Origin of the sequence: Exiguobacterium sp. HVEsp1 (assembly GCF_002009685.1) — a bacterium.
GTDB classification, from domain to species: Bacteria; Bacillota; Bacilli; order Exiguobacteriales; family Exiguobacteriaceae; genus Exiguobacterium; species Exiguobacterium profundum.
In genome coordinates this window covers 1,905,406-1,924,074 of the sequence record NZ_KV917367.1, presented here as the reverse complement: position 1 = coordinate 1,924,074, position 18,669 = coordinate 1,905,406, and the positions used below count along the sequence as shown (strand labels likewise).

General features: G+C 47.9%; 18 protein-coding genes. 13 read left to right on the top strand and 5 right to left on the bottom strand.

Going from position 1 to position 18,669, the window contains the following annotated elements:
• Positions 1 to 57 precede the first annotated feature (57 nt).
• Positions 58 to 1,629, top strand: a complete 1,572-nt coding sequence (locus BV910_RS09895; RefSeq protein ID WP_078147198.1) for an amidohydrolase — start codon at positions 58 to 60, stop codon at positions 1,627 to 1,629.
• Between the two features lie 49 nt (positions 1,630 to 1,678).
• Here the strand turns inward: BV910_RS09895 and BV910_RS09890 are convergent, their stop codons facing one another.
• Positions 1,679 to 2,497, bottom strand: coding sequence for an NAD kinase (locus tag BV910_RS09890; RefSeq protein WP_078147942.1), 819 nt, complete (start codon positions 2,495 to 2,497; stop codon positions 1,679 to 1,681).
• Positions 2,498 to 2,646: 149 nt separating this feature from the next.
• Between BV910_RS09890 and tpx the strand changes: the two genes are divergently transcribed.
• The 4 genes from tpx to BV910_RS15035 all read left to right on the top strand — a co-directional run bounded on the left by tpx (position 2,647) and on the right by BV910_RS15035 (position 6,465).
• Positions 2,647 to 3,135 (top strand): thiol peroxidase, encoded by a 489-nt coding sequence (gene tpx / locus BV910_RS09885; RefSeq protein WP_074036494.1) that lies wholly within the window; start codon positions 2,647 to 2,649, stop codon positions 3,133 to 3,135.
• A 96-nt stretch (positions 3,136 to 3,231) separates the two neighbouring features.
• A complete protein-coding gene (locus BV910_RS09880; RefSeq protein WP_078147197.1) occupies positions 3,232 to 4,125 on the top strand; it encodes a class I SAM-dependent methyltransferase in 894 nt (297 codons plus the stop codon).
• A 119-nt stretch (positions 4,126 to 4,244) separates the two neighbouring features.
• Positions 4,245 to 5,456 carry an acetate kinase gene (locus BV910_RS09875; protein WP_078147196.1) on the top strand — a complete coding sequence of 404 codons (1,212 nt, stop codon included), beginning with the start codon at positions 4,245 to 4,247 and terminating at the stop codon, positions 5,454 to 5,456.
• Positions 5,457 to 5,862: 406 nt separating this feature from the next.
• Positions 5,863 to 6,465, top strand: a complete 603-nt coding sequence (locus BV910_RS15035) for a 3D domain-containing protein (protein WP_078147941.1) — start codon at positions 5,863 to 5,865, stop codon at positions 6,463 to 6,465.
• A gap of 53 nt (positions 6,466 to 6,518) precedes the next feature.
• Here the strand turns inward: BV910_RS15035 and BV910_RS09865 are convergent, their stop codons facing one another.
• Positions 6,519 to 6,956, bottom strand: a complete 438-nt coding sequence (locus BV910_RS09865; protein ID WP_012726732.1) for a universal stress protein — start codon at positions 6,954 to 6,956, stop codon at positions 6,519 to 6,521.
• Between the two features lie 183 nt (positions 6,957 to 7,139).
• On the opposite strand from BV910_RS09865, the gene BV910_RS09860 reads away from it, so the two are divergent.
• Together BV910_RS09860 and BV910_RS09855 are read left to right on the top strand one after the other, a co-directional pair.
• Positions 7,140 to 7,865: an SDR family oxidoreductase gene (locus BV910_RS09860; protein ID WP_078147195.1), complete on the top strand. Its 726-nt coding sequence runs from the start codon at positions 7,140 to 7,142 to the stop codon at positions 7,863 to 7,865.
• Positions 7,866 to 7,875: 10 nt separating this feature from the next.
• Positions 7,876 to 8,598: a metallophosphoesterase family protein gene (locus tag BV910_RS09855; RefSeq protein ID WP_078147194.1), complete on the top strand. Its 723-nt coding sequence runs from the start codon at positions 7,876 to 7,878 to the stop codon at positions 8,596 to 8,598.
• 60 nt (positions 8,599 to 8,658) lie between these two features.
• Here BV910_RS09855 and BV910_RS09850 read toward each other — a convergent pair whose 3' ends face one another.
• Positions 8,659 to 9,756 (bottom strand): M24 family metallopeptidase, encoded by a 1,098-nt coding sequence (locus BV910_RS09850; protein WP_078147193.1) that lies wholly within the window; start codon positions 9,754 to 9,756, stop codon positions 8,659 to 8,661.
• 165 nt (positions 9,757 to 9,921) lie between these two features.
• Here BV910_RS09850 and BV910_RS09845 point away from each other — a divergent pair, with 165 nt between their 5' ends.
• On the top strand, positions 9,922 to 11,232 hold the full coding sequence (locus BV910_RS09845; protein WP_074036504.1) for a DRTGG domain-containing protein: 1,311 nt from the start codon (positions 9,922 to 9,924) through the stop codon (positions 11,230 to 11,232).
• A gap of 41 nt (positions 11,233 to 11,273) precedes the next feature.
• On the opposite strand, the gene BV910_RS09840 is transcribed toward BV910_RS09845, so the two are convergent.
• The gene (locus BV910_RS09840; protein ID WP_143404773.1) at positions 11,274 to 11,588 is read right to left on the bottom strand and encodes a YtpI family protein; all 315 of its coding nucleotides are present in this window, start codon (positions 11,586 to 11,588) and stop codon (positions 11,274 to 11,276) included.
• 75 nt (positions 11,589 to 11,663) lie between these two features.
• Here BV910_RS09840 and BV910_RS09835 point away from each other — a divergent pair, with 75 nt between their 5' ends.
• The gene (locus tag BV910_RS09835; RefSeq protein ID WP_078147192.1) at positions 11,664 to 12,632 is read left to right on the top strand and encodes a DHH family phosphoesterase; all 969 of its coding nucleotides are present in this window, start codon (positions 11,664 to 11,666) and stop codon (positions 12,630 to 12,632) included.
• Between the two features lie 16 nt (positions 12,633 to 12,648).
• Here the strand turns inward: BV910_RS09835 and BV910_RS09830 are convergent, their stop codons facing one another.
• On the bottom strand, positions 12,649 to 12,840 hold the full coding sequence (locus BV910_RS09830) for a YtzJ family protein (RefSeq protein ID WP_074036509.1): 192 nt from the start codon (positions 12,838 to 12,840) through the stop codon (positions 12,649 to 12,651).
• A gap of 103 nt (positions 12,841 to 12,943) precedes the next feature.
• Between BV910_RS09830 and dnaE the strand changes: the two genes are divergently transcribed.
• From dnaE to BV910_RS09810, 4 genes are all read left to right on the top strand, one after another.
• Positions 12,944 to 16,111 (top strand): DNA polymerase III subunit alpha, encoded by a 3,168-nt coding sequence (gene dnaE / locus BV910_RS09825; RefSeq protein WP_078147191.1) that lies wholly within the window; start codon positions 12,944 to 12,946, stop codon positions 16,109 to 16,111.
• A gap of 77 nt (positions 16,112 to 16,188) precedes the next feature.
• Entirely contained in the window at positions 16,189 to 16,743 is a 555-nt protein-coding gene (locus tag BV910_RS09820) for a FadR/GntR family transcriptional regulator (RefSeq protein ID WP_012726723.1), read from the top strand.
• 14 nt (positions 16,744 to 16,757) lie between these two features.
• On the top strand, positions 16,758 to 17,612 hold the full coding sequence (gene accD / locus BV910_RS09815) for an acetyl-CoA carboxylase, carboxyltransferase subunit beta (RefSeq protein WP_078147939.1): 855 nt from the start codon (positions 16,758 to 16,760) through the stop codon (positions 17,610 to 17,612).
• Positions 17,605 to 18,540 carry an acetyl-CoA carboxylase carboxyltransferase subunit alpha gene (locus tag BV910_RS09810; protein WP_012726721.1) on the top strand — a complete coding sequence of 312 codons (936 nt, stop codon included), beginning with the start codon at positions 17,605 to 17,607 and terminating at the stop codon, positions 18,538 to 18,540. Before accD ends, BV910_RS09810 begins: the two co-directional genes overlap by 8 nt.
• Positions 18,541 to 18,669 lie beyond the last annotated feature (129 nt).

The following is an 18,669-nucleotide window of genomic DNA, read 5'->3' as shown; positions in this document are numbered from 1 at the left end:
ACGGAAACGGGAAAAACGTAGACGTCAATCTTTTTTCAATCAAGGAGGAATCGTCAGATGGGTACACTATGGGTCAACGGGAATATCTACACATTGAATAAACCGGGTGAGATGGAACGTGCCATGTTTATTGAGCATGGACGCGTCTTGAAGATGGGGGACGAGGGACATCTCCGACGTACATATGCCGGTCGCATCGAAGAGATTGTGAATTTGGAAGGGAAGAGTGTGTATCCGGCCTTTACCGATTCACACATTCACCTTGTCGGATACGGCGAAGCGCTCGACCGTGTCGATGCGAGTGAAGCGACGGATCTTCGAGAATTACTTGAAACGATGAAGCAACGAGGGTCGGACGACGATTGGATCGTCGCAGAAGGGTTTGATGATCGTCTGCTCGGTGACATGCCGACACGCGAGAAGATTGATGAAGTGATTGACGACCGTCCTGTCGTGTTGAAGCGTGTCTGTCGTCACGTAGCCGTCGTGAACTCGAAAGGACTTGAACGACTTGGACTGATCCACCATACGGTGATCGAAGGTGGAAAACTTGGGCGAGGTGAAGAAGGTAAATTGAATGGCGTCCTATATGATGCTGCACTAGATCTCTTATATAAAGAATTGAGTGGGAATCGTAAGAAAAATGCCGCTTCTCTTCGCCGGGCAATCGATTCATTATTCGCACATGGAATCGTTGGTGCCCATACGGAAGACTTGTTCTATCATGGAGATCCGCTCGAAACGATTCAAGCGTACGAAGATGTACTGGACGAACTTCCGTTTCAAGCACACCTTCTCGTCCACGAACAGGTGGTGGATCGTGTCATCCAGCAAGATGCGATGACGCGTCGGAAGCGGTTTGACTTCGGTGCGATGAAACTCTTTGTCGACGGTTCGTTCGGTGGACGCACCGCTCTGTTATCTGCACCGTATGCGGATGATCGGAGTCAACGAGGAATTGAAGTACATCGACCAGATCATCTCGAGGCACTCGTGAAAAAAGCACGAACATACGGTATGAATGTGGCAGCGCATGTGATCGGTGATGCGGCGGTCGAGCAATTTGTCGACCTGCTTGAGAAGTACCCTGCCAGAAAAGGGACACGAGATCGAATTATCCATGCCTCATTATTGAATGACTCATTGATCAACCGAATCAAATCATTGCCTGTTTTGATTGATGCACAGCCGGTATTTTTATCGGATGACATGGACATGCTGTTCGAGCGGTTGGGCAATGAGCGTGTGCATGATGTCTATCGATTCAAGTCTTTACTCGATACAGGGGCATTGGTGTTAGGAGGAAGTGACGCGCCGATTTCATCTGTTGACGTTCGAAAGGGATTGTTTGGAGCGGTGATGCGACAATCGTTTCACGGGTCGAGCACGCTAAATCCGAGTGAACGTCTTTCGATGTATGAAGCTCTTCGCAGCTTCACGTATTCGCCTCATGTTGCTACAGGGACGCACGGAAGAAACGGGCTATTGGTTCAAAGTTACAATGCCAACTTCACAGTATGGGACGAAGATTTCTTTAAATTGAGTGGGGAAGACATCCTACACAACCGTCTTGTCATGACTGTTGTCGAAGGGAAGCCGGTGTACGAGGCAGAAACAGCCACGATATAAAAAGAGGAGTGGTTTCACCCGAAAGGGATGGAACCACTCCTTTTCTTTATCAGAAGAATGAACGTTGCACTTTATGCCAGAACGAGTTGGTCCGAAGCTTGACAGTCTTGATGACCTTGTCCGAGAGTTCGATATCGATTCGGTCTGTGTACTTCAAGCTCAGCGCCTCGTTATCCATCCCAATAATCGGGTAGTCGTTGCCGTCTTCGACGATGCGGAGTGACAACTTACGCGAATCATGAACGATAAAGGATGAGCCGAGTGTGCGATAGCGATTGTTGTTGACCGAAGCGATCTCACTCACTTGCATACATGGGATGAGTGGGTCGACGACCGCACCGCTGAGAGATTTGTTATAAGCAGTCGATCCCGTCGGCGTCGATACAACCATTCCGTCCCCACGGAATGTTTCGAAATGTAGATCGTCGATATAGACCTCGATGGCGAGTGATTTGATAATACTTGATTTAATCGAAGCCTCATTTAAACAGAGGAGCGGTGTCGATTCGTTGATCGATGCTGAAAGAAGTGGATACTTCCGGACTTCGAGACCTTCTTCGATTCGCATCGAGTTGTCCGAGAAGAGGCGGTCGACTTCATCGAGTTTATGTATGTCGAAATCACAATAAAACTCGTTCAATCCACGACCGAAGCCAACGTAGATGGCGTCTTGACGAAAGCCTGTGTAGCGAACCGCCTGTAAAAATGCCCCGTCCCCGCCGACTGCAGCGATGATGTTCGCGTCCTCCGGTTGATTTACGATGTTGAACCCGTGTTTTTCCCCGATTTCTCTCAGTTTCTTCACTTCTTTTGTGAATTCGTTGACGTTACGATGGTACAAATAGACGTTGTTTCTCATCTGAGTCATCCCCTTTGTCAATGGTGTCCTCTTTATTATAACGTGTTTCTTCCTACCGATATAGGGAAAACTGAAACAGAGTCAAAAGCAGGAAGTTTGTCAAAGGCTCAAGTTCATCGATATGATGAACGAGTAACTACAACAAAGGGGATGAGTACATGCCAACATTTAAAGGGAACAACGTAACATTACAAGGAAATCCAGTGAAGGTAGGAGATCAAGCTCCTGATTTCCGCGTCTTGACGACTGCTTTAGAAGAAGTGACGTTAGCAACCTATCCGGGGAAAAAACTAATCAGTGTCATTCCTTCAATCGATACAGGCGTATGTGATGCACAAACGCGTGAGTTCAACGAAAAGGCCTCATCACTCGGTGGTACAGTCTTGACTGTATCGAACGATTTGCCGTTCGCACAGCGCCGTTGGTGTTCTGCATCTGGTTTAGATAACGTAGTCACCCTCTCGGACCACCGCGATCTTTCGTTCGCAAAAGCATATGGTGTTTTAATTGAAGAAATGCGTCTCCTTGCGCGTTCTGTATTCGTCGTCGATTCGAATGGCGTCGTCCAATATGTACAATATATGGATGAAATGACAGATGAAGTTGATTTCGCGGCGGCACTTGAGGCGTTCGAACAAGCGAATTGATTCGTTTGGCGAAATTGATTAAAATAGCTTACACTAGTACGTGAACCGACCGGTCCTCTCATGGGGGCCGGTTTTGTATGGAAAGGATGAACGAAAATGGAACGTTTTGAACAACTCTATCGTGATTGGAAGAAGGAAGCGAAGAAACTGGTCAACGATCTGGATGTATTACCGATCGAGGCACTCGTCCAAGTATTTGACCATGTTGACATTGAAAAAGAGATGATGGACGATGTCCGTAAAGCAGTGAGTTTACTCGTCTTGGAAGAAACGACACAACTCCCCCCGAACAATCAACCGACACCGGATGCGGTCAGCCTATTTATGGGTTATCTAGCTTCGAAGCTACTTAAGGAAAACGCGACGATTCTAGATTTAGGTAGTGGGACAGGTACGTTGACGCACGCCGTTCTCTCTCAGTTAAAAGATGCGACAGCGCAAGCGGTCGAAGTGGATGAACTGTTGCTTCGTCTTTCCTATTCCATTAGTAACTTGTTAGGAGAACCAGTATCCTACTTCCATCAAGACGCCCTTGCTCCTCTGTTTGTTGAACCGAGCGATCTTTCCGTTGCTGACTTGCCGATCGGCTATTATCCAAATGATGAAGTGGCAGCCGGATACGACATGAAACGAGAACAAGGACATGCCTATTCGCATTTCCTCTTGATGGAACAGGCGATTCGCCATACGAAACCAGGTGGGCATGGATTATTTGTCATCCCGAACAATTTGTTTGAACAGGATGACGAAGGGAAATTAAAACAATGGATGGACCGTGAGGCTGTTGTGAAAGGGGTCATTCAACTTCCGACGACGATGTTTAAAGACGAACGTTACGCGAAAAGCTTATTGCTCCTTCAAAAAGTAGGAGAAGGCGTCACACGGCCAAAACAAGCGCTATTCGTGGAACTTCCGTCATTCACTGATGTCAGAGCGGTAGCGAATGTTGTGAAACAGATTGATGATTGGTTCAAAACAACTCAAAATTAATGGACAAAATACTTGAAAAAGGTATGCAAAATCAATTATCTTCATTATGATACAGTTATCAGTTTTAAATTGAACAGATAAAGATATGCGTTTAAAACGAAAGGTAAGAGGTGTATGACATGACGAAAATTATGGCAGTCAATGCGGGTAGTTCATCGCTCAAGTTCCAGTTACTCGAGATGCCAACGGAAGAGTTGCTCGCAGTCGGACTTATAGAGCGTGTAGGGAAAGAAGATGCGATTTTTACAATCAAGTACGGTGAAGGACAGAAGTTCAACGTGGTCACACCACTTCACACGCACAAAGAAGCGGTTGAATTGACGTTGGAGAAATTGATCGAATTGGATATCATCCAATCATTCGATGAGATTTCTGGTGTAGGTCACCGTGTGTTACACGGAAAAGAGTTGTATGCGGATTCGGTCGTCATTGACGATGAAGTCATGAAGAACATCGAGTCGTTCACCGAGCTCGGCCCACTTCACATCCCACCAAACTTGACAGGTATTCGCGCATTCCAGGCAATTTTGCCGAATGTCCCACAAGTAGCGGTATTCGATACAGCGTTCCACCAGTCAATGCCTGAAGAGAATTTCTTGTACAGTCTTCCTTATGAATACTATACAGAACATGGTGTACGTAAATACGGTTTCCACGGAACGAGCCACAAGTATGTCACACAGCGTGCGGCAGAACTTCTCGGTCGTCCGCTAGAAGACTTGCGTTTGATTTCATGTCACCTCGGTAGCGGTGCATCGATCGCTGCAGTAGCAGGTGGTCGCTCAATCGATACAACGATGGGCTTCACACCACTCGAAGGAATCACGATGGGAACGCGCTCAGGTTCTTTGGACCCGGCCCTCATCCCGTTCTTGATGCAAAAAACAGGGAAGTCTGCTGAAGAGGTCTTGAACGTCATGAACAAAGAGTCTGGCGTGTACGGACTTTCTGGTATCTCAAGTGACTTGCGTGACATCGAGCAAGCGGCTGCAGAAGGCAACCATCGTGCAGAAGTTTCATTGAAAATCTTCTCGAACCGTATTCACGGTTACATCGGTCAATATGCGGCTGAAATGAATGGTGTCGACGCCATCATCTTCACTGCAGGTGTCGGAGAGAACTCGGACGTCATCCGTGAACGCATCCTTCGCGGTCTTGAATTCATGGGTGTCTACTGGGATCCTTCACTTAACAACGGTGCTCGCGGAAAAGAGTTGTTTATCAACTATCCGCACTCACCAGTTAAAGTCATCATCATCCCGACGAACGAAGAATTGGTCATCGCGCGTGACACGGTACGCGTTGCAAACCTTGTCGAAGCACACGCATAATACGAAACGAACCCACGTTACTTCGTGTAACGTGGGTTTTTTTGTGAGTCTTTTTTACTAATGTGAAGAATCTGAAGTGGGACCAATGTTATCTCCTTTGTAACATTAGGCGCCTCATCTGCACCGTTTTGCAATGTTTACGTCATGAATAAACCATATATTGGATGTGAATTTATAAAAATATCTCTCGTTCGATTCAAATGTCTAATCTAACACGATAAATCGTTACTTTTGACATCGATTTGTAATGTTCGTGTCACTCAAATGAACAGGAAGTGTAACGGCACTGACCGATATTTCGTCATATAGTTATCTGGACGAAATATTCATTGGAAGTGACAAATCGCCTAGATAAAGGATGACACGGAATCGAAGACAAATTGACGAAGAGAGGACGAAAAAACGTATGTTGAAAAAAATCATGATGCTCTTACTTCTCGCCATCGCCGTATTTGCATTTGCTCTACCGACTTCACCAGTGGAAGCAGCTACGAAAAAAGTTTATGTTGCGACAAAGTCAGGTTCGAAGATGGTTTATGCAGAAGGGAAATCAAATGCACGAGTGATTGGGAAGATGACAGCGAGTGATCGTCTTCAACGTACAGGTTCTCGAGGTGCTTGGATTCGCGTGAACTATAAAGGGAAGGCCGGATGGGTCCCTACAAAGAACTTACGTACGGTAAGTGCTCCAAAACCGCTCAAACCAGCAAGCGTGAAGACATATACGATGAAAGCATCGGCATATACACCGTATTGCAAGGGATGTTCAGGTAAGACAGCACTTGGATGGAACGTTCGTACTCAAAAGCGCAATGTCATCGCGGTAGACCCGCGCGTCATTCCGCTCGGAACAAAAGTACAAGTATACGTAGGGAGCAAGTTGTTAGGTACCTACACGGCAGCTGATACAGGCGGCGCCATCAAAGGAAATAAAATCGACATCTTAATGTATTCACATAGTGCGGCGATTCAATTCGGTCGCAAAACGGTTACGGTCAAGGTGTTGTAATGCATAAGAAAGGGTCTTGCGATTGCGCAAGACCCTTTTTGATGCATGGATGATTATTGACGAACGATGAGGACGTCACATTTCGCATAACGGACGATGCTTTCAGAGACGCTTCCGATAAAGAAACGTTCTACAGCGTTTAAACCTGTCGCGCCACAAATAATAAGATCAATATCATGATTAGGCGCAATCTTTTTCGCAATCGTCACTTTCGGTGAGCCGTATTCGATCACCGTCTCGACTTCTTTTACGCCACGCTCTTTCGCGCGATTGACATAGTCTTCAAGCAATTCTTTCGCATATGTCTCGGCGCGCTCTGTGATTGTCCGATCGTACGCTTCTACAGTCGCAAACGTCCGCGTATCAATCACATGACCGACGTACAGTTTCCCTTCGTTACGAATCGCGACATCGATTGCTGTTTCGAATGCACGTTCCGCCTCTTTAGAGCCGTCAACGGCAGATAAAATGTGTTTGTATACAATTGCCATGTAAATCCCAACCTTTCGCTCGAAATATACGTTCGGCTTACATATATAGTATACCACTTCTTTCGGTTTTCACGCTTTTTCGCCATGAAAATGAGTGAATTTTTTCATGGCGGTGTTCACGACATGTCCAAGTTTGGAATTCGTGTGAAAGAACGGGTAAAATAAGGCGGAGGAGGTAGGACGATGAAACACGTATTGATTACATCTGGTGCCAAAGGGATCGGACGCGTCGTGACGGAGCGTCTGTTACAAGATGGTTGGCACGTTAGCATTTTGCAACGGAATCCAATCGACTGGGAACATGAGCGGATACATATGATTGAGGCCGGATTGACGGACCGCGAACAACTGCTCTCGGCCTATGAGCAAGCGGTCGAAGGGTTTGGTGAACCGGACGCCTTGATCTTAAATGCAGGTCCATATATCTTTGAGCGGAAACCGCTCGTCGAATTGACGGACGACGAGTGGGACGAAGTACTCACGGGCAACCTGTCCGCCTCATTTTGGTTAATGCGTCGTGCGCTTCCTTCCATGCGCTCGAATCGATTCGGACGCATCATCTCGTATGGATTTCCGGAAAGTGGGACGGCGCCTGGGTGGATCCATCGTTCTGCGTTTGCCGCTGCAAAGACGGGACTCGTCAGTTTGACAAAATCGGTCGCATTGGAAGAGGCACCGTTCGGGATTACGGCGAACATGGTCAACCCGGGCAATATCGTCGGCTCGCAAAAGGAGATGCGCATTGAGGAAGCGGAAGTAGATGAAAGCACTCCGGTCGGTCGACACGGGACGGGAGAAGATATCGCGCGTTTGATTTCGTTCTTATTACAAGAAGACTCGGACATGATCACAGGTGCCATCATCGATGTGACAGGCGGCGTCAACGTCGTCCATCAATATCGGAAGTGAGGGGAACACGATGAAAATCGGAGTGGTCACGGACGTTCATGGCAATCTCGAAGCGTTAGAGGCTGCGCTCCAAGTCATGGATACAGAGCGGGTCGACGTCATTTGGTCACTTGGTGACATGATTGCGATGGGACCGGACTCCAATGCGGTCATGGAGCGATTGCTAGATCGGGGCGCGCATATGATTTCTGGGAATCATGAAGAGGCCGTCCTTTCCCTTTTGGCTGGATACGGTCATCCGGAAAGTTATGCACATACGCGCCCCCACCATGAGTGGGTCGCGCGTCAATTGGAGACTCGATATGCGGATGTCCTCGAATCTCTTCCACGAACGATGTCCGTCGAAATGGCTGGCGAAACGGTGTTCGGTATTCATTATCATATCCCGACCGACCGACGCCATGCCGCGATCGTCGAGGAACCGTTTCACGAGATTCTCGAACCGACGCTGGAAAATATGCAACGATTATATGGGACGTATGAAGGAGAAATCGTGTTATTCGGACATCACCATCCCGTCCACTTGTTTGAAGATGACAGGAAACGCTACGTCAATCCTGGTGCGCTCGGGGTGGCGAAAGATGACTTGGCTCGCTTTGCCATATTATCTGAAGGAGAAACGGGGATTGACCTTGAACTGAAGGCGGTCCCATATGACAAGCGTACCTTTTTAGAGAAGATGGAACGTTATGACGTACCTCAACGGGATGTCATGCTGGGTTTGTTCTATTAAGGTATATAAAAAGTAAGATATGTAAAAAGTGCGATCCTTGGTAATGGATCGCACTTTTTGTCATTCAATCTCTTGAAGTGTTTTTGGATAACTCGTCAATGTGATAGGACCACTTTCTGTCATGACGAGATCGTCTTCGATACGGACTCCGCCGATTCCCGGTAAATAGATACCCGGTTCGACTGTGAACGTCATCCCGACTTGGGCGGTCGTGTCATTGTTCGCTGCCATCGATGGATGTTCGTGTACTTCGATTCCAATTCCGTGACCGATCCGGTGAGTGAAGTATTCACCATATCCTGCAGACGTGATGACTTGTCGTGCGGCGATATCGATTGCGCCAAGTGTCGTCCCGACGTTCGCCATCTCGATTGCGGCTTCCTCCGCTTGGAGAACCGTGTCGTAAATCTCACGTTGTTTGCGACTCGCCTCACCGAAGACGACCGTTCGTGTGATGTCTGAACAGTATCCCTGCCAGACGACGCCGAGGTCGAACAAGGCGAAATCACCTTTTTTCAGACGGTTGTTGCCTGGGACACCGTGAGGGTCGGCACTATTCTCGCCGAACAAGACGAGTGTGTCGAAAGACATTTCACGGACACCTTGCTGTTTCATAGCGTATTCGATATCCGCGATGACCTCGAGTTCGGTCACGCCTTCACGGAGGGAACGGATCCCGGCTTCGATGGCCATATCTGCCAACTCGGCGGCCCGCTTCATGATTCGGACTTCATCCGGTGATTTGATCATACGTAACGTTTGGAGCTCGTCTGTCAAATCAATAATGGACAGACCGGCAAAACCGGCACGAAGATGCTCGACTCGGTTGAATGTCAAATGTTCCCCTTCGATCCCGATTCGTTCAGGAACGATTTGGTTGTCGAGGAATAACTTGACGATTTTGTCCCATGGATTTTCGTGGTCCATATACGTCACGATTTCACCTGACCAGTCACTCGCTTCGACAATCCCTTTTTCAAGTGCTGGGCAGATGATGGCAGTTGTGCCGTTTTTCAAAACTAAAATGGCGATCAATCGCTCGTGTGCTTCCGCGTATACTCCCGAGAAATAAAACACGGATGCTTTCGATGTGATGAATGCTGCATCTAACCCTTTTGTCGCTAGAGATTGTGCAATTTGATTGGTGCGTTGATTCAAGTTGAATCCCTTCCCTTCTACCTCTTACGTTGACTACTCGTCTATTATAGCTGTTTCGAAAACAGAAAGGAAATGTTGCAATTGGATTGGTACAGTTTGAACTAGTTCGACTGATACAGTATACTAAATAGAGTAGAAAATGTATTGAGAGAAGGGACTCCGCGTATGACCACAAAACATGAACAGATCATAGCACATATCGAGTCACTCGATGTTGGGTCAAAAATTTCGGTCCGCCAAATCGCCAAAGAGTTGGCTGTATCAGAAGGTACGGCTTATCGTGCCATCAAGGAAGCTGAGAACCTAGGTTTCGTATCTACCATTGAACGGGTGGGGACGATCCGGATCAAGCGAAAGCATAAAGAGAATATTGAAAAACTTACATTCGCCGAGGTCGTCAATATCGTCGATGGTCAGGTGTTGGGCGGACGTAACGGCCTCCATAAGACGCTATCGAAATTTGTAATCGGTGCCATGAAGCTCGAGGCGATGATGCGATATATCGATGTCGACTCACTCGTCATCATCGGGAACCGCGAGAAGGCGCATGAACTCGTCTTACAATCAGGTGGGGCTGTGTTGATCACAGGGGGATTTGACACAACGGATGAAGTGAAACGAATGGCAGATAAGTATGATATGCCTGTCATTTCTACATCCTATGACAGTTTTACCGTCGCGACGATGATCAACCGAGCCATCTATGACCGTCTAATCAAAAAAGAGATTTTACTCGTCTCAGATATCGTCATCCCGCTCCACGATACGTTCTATCTGAAATCAGATGACACAGTGAAACGTTGGCACGAGCTGAATGAACGGACGAAACATAATCGGTATCCCGTCATCGATGAACAGATGAAAGTGGTCGGCGTGATCACGGCAAAGGATGTCATTGATAAATCACACGACTATGATATTGAGAAGGTCATGACGAAAAGTCCGATTACAGTAGGCGTACAAACGAGTGTCACCAATGCCGCGCACCAGATGGTGTGGGAAGGGATCGAGATGTTACCTGTCGTTGATAACTACGGACGTCTGCTTGGGATTATTAGCCGCCAAGATGTGCTGAAGGCCCTGCAACTGGCGAATCGACAACCGCAAGTCGGTGAGACGTTCGATAACATGATCACGAACCAGCTGAAAGAAGATCCTGCATCGAACGGGACGGCCTTCACGGTTGAAGTGGCCCCACAGATGACGAGTCATATGGGGACCGCCTCATCTGGCGTGTTGACGACCTTGTTGGTCGAGGGGGCGACGCGAAGTCTACGTCATATGAAGAAAGGCGATCTCGTGGTTGAGAATATCACCGTCTATTTCATGAAGCCGATTCAAATTGAAAGTCAGATTCGAGTGTCGGCCCATGTCTTCGACCTCGGTCGGAAGTTCGGGAAAGTGGATGTGGAGATGACGCAAGGGACACAACTTGTCGCCAAGGCGCTCGTCACGGCACAACTCATCGACCGGTAACGAAAAGAGCACCTGCTACGCACTGTAGCAGGTGCTCTGTTTCATGATGGCGTATTCGTCGGTTCTTCTACGGCGAGAGGGTAAATTTTGCGGTAACGGATAAATCCGACAACAGCATTCCCTAAACCGACGACTAACATGACGATGCTGACAATCCAACCGACAGATGAATTCAGACCGAATCCCCCGACCATTTGGTTCGCAGCGAACAATGCGAGGAATAAACTTAACCAGATCAACGCTTGCGTGTTGAACAACGCTTTTCGGTTTGGCGTCTTTGTCAAAAAAGCGCGGCGCTTGAAGACAAGGTACGCACCGAGCGCGAACAAAATGAGTCCAATCATGACAAGTTGCAAGTGAAGGAACCCCTTTCTATCTCGTAATCTGTTATCATCATACCATAATAGTGTGTAGGAAAGTGAGGAATCATCATGACGCAATGGCAGGAAGCGGATACAATCAAATCAGAAATTGAGGCGGCTGACACCATTTTCATTCACCGCCACGTACGACCAGACCCTGATGCGTTGGGGAGCCAGCTTGGTTTACAGCGCATTTTAAAATCGGTTCATCCGGAGAAGCAAATCTATGTGGTCGGTAGCATGGTTCCAGACCTCGAGTTTTTAGGAAAGATGGAACATGTCGAAGAAGAAATGTATCAGGACGCGCTCGTCCTTATTTTGGATACGGCGAATCAAGAGCGAATCGATGGACCTTTCGCATTGAAAGGGAAGACGATCATCAAAATCGATCATCATCCTGATGAAGATCCGTATGCGATGACACAGATTGTCGATACCTCGGTCAGTTCGACGTCTGAGATGATTGTGGAACTCGCGGACATTTGGGGATATCCCATTGACCAAGAGGCGGCATTTTTACTCTATGCCGGCATCGTTGGCGACACAGGACGTTTCCAGTTTCGAAATGCTACGGCCCGAACGTTTGAGATTGCTTCGGCGCTGATTGCGAAAGACATCGACACGAATAAATTATATCGTCACATGTATAAAACGAATTTAGCGACTCTCCAACTGCAAGGCTATGTATTACAGCATGTCCAAGTAACGGAAGAGGGGGTCGGCTATGTGAAGATTGACAAGGATGTGCTTCGAACGTTCCATGCCTCTCCAGAAGCGGCGTCTCAACTCGTCAATAGCTTCTCGGGTCTTGAGGGATTGAAATGTTGGGTCATGTTCGTGGAAAACAAAGAAGAGATTCGTGTGCGCATCCGGTCGAAAGGTCCTGTCATCAATGAAGTGGCCAAGCGATACCGTGGGGGAGGTCATCCGATGGCGGCTGGTGCCACGATTGACACATGGGATGAGATGGATGACGTGATTGCGGCTTTGAATGAAGTGGCTGGGGAATTCACGTTTGAAGAAAATGAAGAGAGCTGACCTTGGTCAGCTCTCTTCATTTGTCTCCATTTTCCTTTGGGATGAACCATGTACCTCGTTCGGTCACGTCCTCGACGACGTCGAGCTGATACTCAGTAATGTATTTACGGAGCCGGTCGATGATTTCTGGGCTGTCGGCAAACACTGTTTGACCATGCTGTAATTTTTCTAACTTATCGCGTGCAATCTGTCCCCGATTGATAATCATACGCTTTTACCCCCTTTTGTCGTGAGTTTTGTCTATAATTATTGTATCAGAGAAGTGATGAATTGAGTTTGACAATTCCATTAATATAGAAAGGAGGCCAACGATGATTCATCTGAATGTCAGAACTGCTTATAGTTTACTACAAAGTACAATCCGGTTAGAACAATATGTCTTGCAGATGACCGAACGGGGAAGTCGTTCCGTGGCGATCGCAGACGATGCGTTCTATGGGGTTCCGACATTTTTGTCATATTGCCAACGATATGAGGTGAAACCGCTCATCGGACTGAGAACGGTCCTCCGATTGGATGGGTTAGACGTATCCGTGATTGTGTATTCATCTAACGAAACGGAGCTTAAGGAACAATATCGTATCATCCAGGCGGGAGGAATTGAAGGACGGACAACGATGCCGCTGATCGTATTACCTGAAAATTGGAAAGCGAGTGATCCGGTTCACCGGCGTCGCCTTTATCATCAACTCTTGTCGTTTGTCGATGAAGAGAAGCTGTGGCTCGGACTACCGGCACCTCAGACTACGGAACAGGTACAAGTGTTGAAACAACTTCGTCTCATGCGCGAAGAGCTTGCTGTCCAATTGATTCCGGCCCCTGAAACGAGATACATGAGACCGGAAGATGTGGAAGGATTCCGAGCCATTTCTGCCATTCGCGAAGGGGACGTGATGTCGAATGAAGACGTGCGACAAAAAGGATTGCACGTTCGACTACCGAGTGAAATGAATGACTGGTTCACAACGGAAGAATTATCGGAACTGGATCGATTCGAGGCATTGATTCGGCTAGATCATCTACCACGTGCGGAAGGGGCGATTCCAGAAATTCCGGATGCCGATCAAAAGGTGAAACGACTTGTCGGTGAGCGGTTGAAGGCGATGGAACTCGTGAAAGAACCTTACATCGAGCGGGCAAAGTTTGAGCTTGAAGTCATCGCCAATACCGGATTTTCTTCCTATTTCTTGATCGTGGAAGACATCGTTCGGTTTGCTCGAGAATCTGGGATTGAAGTAGGTCCGGGGCGTGGATCGGCAGCAGGTTCACTCGTCAGTTTTGCCCTCCATATCACGGAAGTCGATCCGGTGCATTACGGGTTGTTGTTCGAACGATTCTTAAATCCAGAGCGTGTGTCGATGCCAGACATAGACCTCGATTTTGAAGATGAACGTCGTGAGGAAGTGGTTTCTTACGTACTATCAAGATACGGTCATACGCATGCCGCACAGATCGGGACACTTGCCACGTTCGGTGCGAAAGCGGCAATTCGAGACGTTGCGAGAGCGCTCGGGATGACCCTTGAGGAAGGGCAGGCTGCGAGCAAGCAAGTGAAAGCCGGAGGACTTGATGAACTGATGTCGAGCCAGAAGCAGATGAAGTGGTTTGCCGGTAGCCAAAAGCGTCAGCAGTTATTACGGATTGCCAAACAGCTAGAAGGTTTGCCGCGTCAATCCTCCGTTCACGCGGCAGGAGTGGTGCTCAGTCGTCAACCGATTGAAGAAGTGACGCCGCTCCAACCCGAGCTCGAAGAACACGTGACCCAATATAATATGAAGGATTTGGAAGAGGTCGGGCTTCTAAAAATTGACTTGCTCGGATTACGAAACTTGAGTCGCTTGCGAAAGATGGAAGACTTGATTCGAGAAAGTGACGCGCTGTTCTCTCTGAAAACGATTCCGCTAAACGATGCCCGGACGTATCGACTGCTTGCGAGAGGTGAGACGGACGGAATCTTCCAATTCGAATCGACCGGGATGAAGCAAGCGCTTCGACAAGTGAAACCGACTGAGTTTGAAGATATCGTTGTCACGATGTCACTCTATCGCCCGGGACCGATGCAATTCATCGAAACGTATGCGAAGCGAAAGCACGGTATGCCTTACCAACCAGTCCACCCAGACGTAGAAGACGTCATGAGACCGACATACGGTGTACTCGTCTATCAAGAACAGGTGATGAAACTTCTCCGTAAACTCGGAGGCTATTCCTATGCGGAAGCGGATTTGGTCAGACGTGCTATTGCCAAAAAGGATACCGGAACGATTGCTCGGGAACGAGAACGATTTTTGCAACAAGCAAAAGCGGGAGACCAGGACGTCTTGGCGCAAATCTTTTCATGGATTGAAAAGTTTGCCGGGTACGGATTTAACCGCTCTCACGCTGTCGCCTACAGTTTGATCAGTTACCGATTGGCTTACGTCAAAGCACATTTCCCTCGTGTCTTTCATGTGGTGACATCAGAAAAAACAACGGAACTTGTCAGACTGTTACGGAAAGATCAAATTCCGGTGTACCCACCGGACGTCTTACATGGTCACGCTGACGCGACACTTGAGGGACCGGGCGTCCGGCTCGGGTTGAAGGCGGTCCAGGGGTTGACCAAACGGGATGTGGACCGACTGATTGAACTGAACGGGCAGTTGAAAGATGTCAGAACGCTTCAAGAAGCCATGGAGTGGAAAAATAAAGACCAACTGAAATTACGTCGATTACTTGGTGCGGGCGCGCTCGACCGGATGTATCACGGTGACCGGACACATGCCTTTGAAGCAGTCGAACGTTTGCGAGAAGAAGCGGGAACACATTTTTTACCGGATGAGCTGTCTTCACTCGGACTAAAACAGAAAAAAGTGAAAGAACCGAATTGGTCTGAAGAAGAGAGGGAGGCGCTCGGGACATGGGTGGTCCACTCTCCATTGACGGCACTTCCGGATATCGGGATCGAACCGTCTACAATTGAAGAAGTCATGAATGGAACAAACGGTTATCTCGTCGTATATGTAGATGACGTACGTACGTTCATGACAAAAAAACAAGAACGGATGGGTGTTCTCATGGTGGACGATGGCATGACGCAAGACGAGGTCGTCGTGTTTCCTCGAACATTCGCGCAGTTTGGACGGTCCCTCTATGCCGGTAACATCTTGTTACTAGAGGTCCATTCGAATGAACGGGATGGTCGCAAGCAATTGATTGTCGAACGGGTTCGACCGTTACACGGGCAAGCCTTATTCATCCGGCTCACACTCGACCGCTTCCCTGAATTGGAAGATTGGATTCAACGAGCACAAGGGGATGTCCCGGTTGTATGCCGATTCACGGATTCGAAGGAAGTGAAACAACTGGCTTCAGCTTTTTCAATCAATCCGAATGAAGAGTATGTGGCGGAAGCGAAAAGACGGTTCGGGGAAGAAAATGTCGTACTGAAACGAATCGATACAAAAATGGTTGGTCCAGAAACTAGTACCAAGTCCTAAAAAGTGATATAATCGCACTAATTGGTCTGACCACTTAAGTTTGATAGGTGATCCAAAAAAGGGAGTTGAACGGTCAGATGCATGAAAAACACGCATCCTCATTTCACGGAAACATTTCAAAGATTAGAAAATTAATTGTCCAATCGTCTTTAGTTCCAGGTGATCGGCTTCCATCCGAACGAGAGCTCGCCGAAACGCTGTCCATTAGCCGCGCTTCGGTTCGCGAAGCGTTACGGGCGTTGAGCTTCTTAGGCATCGTGGAGACGAGACATGGTGGTGGCACCTTTTTGTGTGAACAAGACCGACATCGGTACATCGAGATATTGTCGGAGTTCATTGTGACCAAACAGACGAAAGCGACCGATATCATCGAGATGCTTCGACTATTGGAGCGCATGGCGTTTTCAGAAATAGAACCGACTAAAGAACGACTGGATCTGCTAGAGACGGTGATCGATGATGATCGAACGTTTCGCCAGCAACTCATCTTTCAGTTGAAGAATGAACTGTTCATTCGAATTTGGAGTGAGGTCAACCGCTTTTTTGAAGGATTAGACGTTGGGGATTTATATACGCTCGAGGAACGGAAACAGTTTGTCGAGACGTGGCGTGGAATGGGGATGCCGGAATGAACGAGGGGGAAGCGATGACTGCTTTTTTCAAGAAACCGAAACGATATATGCCATTGCGTCAACGAGAACCAAAGATTGACGCACCACAGGGATTAATGACGAAATGTCCATCTTGTAAATATATGCATTATACAAAACAGTTGAATGAGAACCACAAAGTTTGTGATTGCGGCTATCATTTTCCGCTTCAGGCGCAAGAACGGATTGATATGCTTGTTGACGAAGGGTCGTTCGAACGATTTGCGGGACCTTCTGTCAAGGCGAATCCACTCGACTTTCCTGACTATGAGGAGAAGTTGACGAAAGATCGGGAGCGGACCGGGATCGAAGAGGCCGTCGTATGTGGAAAGGCGACAATCGACGGACTTCCACTCGTTGTCTGTGTGATGGATGCGAGATTCCGAATGGGATCGATGGGTGCATACGTCGGAGAAGCGATTGCTTCGGCTGTTCGAACCGCCACATCACTTGGGCTTCCAGTCGTCTTGTTCACAGCATCAGGTGGGGCACGGATGCAAGAAGGAATGGTCAGTTTGATGCAAATGGCCAATACGTCCATCGCTCTAAAAGAACATGACGAAGCAGGACTGCTGTACATCGCGTATTTGACACATCCGACGACTGGTGGTGTGTCAGCGAGTTTTGCGATGCTTGGCGACTTGAACGTCGCGGAACCGGGAGCGCTCATCGGGTTTGCAGGACGACGAATCATCGAACAGACGATTCGGGAAAAGCTTCCAGAGAACTTTCAAACTGCCGAGTTTCTACTTGAGTCTGGGCAGCTGGATGCAGTCATTCATCGTGAACAGATGCGTTCGTTCTTGAAGAAGATGATCGAATTACACGATGGGGGTGTCCGTCATGTTTGACCCAATCAAAGAAGTCACCGAACAGCTAAATAAATTACGGGAGACGGCTGAGACGAAAGGGATTGATTTATCCCGAGAGATTCGTCATCTCGAGTTAAAGCTCGACCGATTAGAAAAAGATATTTATGGGAATATGAAACCGTGGGACCGCGTCCAGTTGGCGCGAAACCCGAAGCGTCCGACGACGCTCGATTACATCCAACATTTGTTCCCTGACTTCATGGAACTTCATGGGGACCGACACGGATATGACGATGCGGCAATCGTATCTGGACTCGCAACGTTTGAAGGAGTGCCGGTGACGATTATCGGACATCAGCGTGGGCGGAACACGAAAGAGAACATGAAACGGAATTTTGGTATGCCACACCCGGAGGGCTATCGAAAAGCCTTGCGTTTCATGAAGCAAGCCGAAAAGTTCAACCGTCCCATTTTGACATTTATTGACACGAAAGGGGCTTATCCGGGGAAAGCCGCAGAAGAGAGAGGGCAAAGTGAAGCGATTGCCCGTAACTTGTTTGAGATGGCGACGCTGAAAGTGCCGATCGTCTCCGTTGTCATTGGGGAAGGTGGTTCAGGCGGTGCGCTTGGAATTGGTGTATGCGACCGTCTATTGATGCTTGAGAATAGTACGTACTCGGTCATCTCGCCAGAAGGTGCAGCGGCACTGTTGTGGAAAGATGCGAAACAAGCAGAACGTGCGGCGGAGACGATGAAGATTACAGCACAAGATTTATTCAACCTAGGGATTGTCGATCAAGTGGTAGGAGAAGTGTATGGGGGGGCACACGTTGATGTGTCACTACAGTCGTCACTCTTGAAACCTGTCTTATTACAGCATATGAATGAGTTGCTCGCGCAATCGACTTCTGAGCTGATTCAAGGACGTGCGACCAAATATCATCAAATTGGCACAATTAATGAGTGAAAACGGTAACAATGGCTTTGAATAAAGCTTTATTCATTCATCAACTGACTGTTTTGTAAGATACCCTATGCATTTTTTTCACATACTTGTGTTGTAAAACAAAGGTCAGACGTGGTATTTTATTTTCAG

Excerpts from the sequence above, each read along its gene's own strand:
- BV910_RS09830 (WP_074036509.1), bottom strand. The coding sequence starts at position 12,840 with ATGATTATCAATCGGGGACAGATTGCACGCGATAAGTTAGAAAAATTA.
- BV910_RS09835 (WP_078147192.1), top strand. The coding sequence starts at position 11,664 with ATGACGCAATGGCAGGAAGCGGATACAATCAAATCAGAAATTGAGGCG.
- BV910_RS09845 (WP_074036504.1), top strand. The coding sequence starts at position 9,922 with ATGACCACAAAACATGAACAGATCATAGCACATATCGAGTCACTCGAT.
- BV910_RS09875 (WP_078147196.1), top strand. The coding sequence starts at position 4,245 with ATGACGAAAATTATGGCAGTCAATGCGGGTAGTTCATCGCTCAAGTTC.
- BV910_RS09860 (WP_078147195.1), top strand. The coding sequence starts at position 7,140 with ATGAAACACGTATTGATTACATCTGGTGCCAAAGGGATCGGACGCGTC.
- dnaE (WP_078147191.1), top strand. The coding sequence starts at position 12,944 with ATGATTCATCTGAATGTCAGAACTGCTTATAGTTTACTACAAAGTACA.
- accD (WP_078147939.1), top strand. The coding sequence starts at position 16,758 with ATGACTGCTTTTTTCAAGAAACCGAAACGATATATGCCATTGCGTCAA.
- BV910_RS09880 (WP_078147197.1), top strand. The coding sequence starts at position 3,232 with ATGGAACGTTTTGAACAACTCTATCGTGATTGGAAGAAGGAAGCGAAG.
- BV910_RS09890 (WP_078147942.1), bottom strand. The coding sequence starts at position 2,497 with ATGACTCAGATGAGAAACAACGTCTATTTGTACCATCGTAACGTCAAC.
- BV910_RS09895 (WP_078147198.1), top strand. The coding sequence starts at position 58 with ATGGGTACACTATGGGTCAACGGGAATATCTACACATTGAATAAACCG.
- BV910_RS09855 (WP_078147194.1), top strand. The coding sequence starts at position 7,876 with ATGAAAATCGGAGTGGTCACGGACGTTCATGGCAATCTCGAAGCGTTA.
- BV910_RS09865 (WP_012726732.1), bottom strand. The coding sequence starts at position 6,956 with ATGGCAATTGTATACAAACACATTTTATCTGCCGTTGACGGCTCTAAA.
- tpx (WP_074036494.1), top strand. The coding sequence starts at position 2,647 with ATGCCAACATTTAAAGGGAACAACGTAACATTACAAGGAAATCCAGTG.
- BV910_RS09820 (WP_012726723.1), top strand. The coding sequence starts at position 16,189 with ATGCATGAAAAACACGCATCCTCATTTCACGGAAACATTTCAAAGATT.
- BV910_RS15035 (WP_078147941.1), top strand. The coding sequence starts at position 5,863 with ATGTTGAAAAAAATCATGATGCTCTTACTTCTCGCCATCGCCGTATTT.
- BV910_RS09810 (WP_012726721.1), top strand. The coding sequence starts at position 17,605 with ATGTTTGACCCAATCAAAGAAGTCACCGAACAGCTAAATAAATTACGG.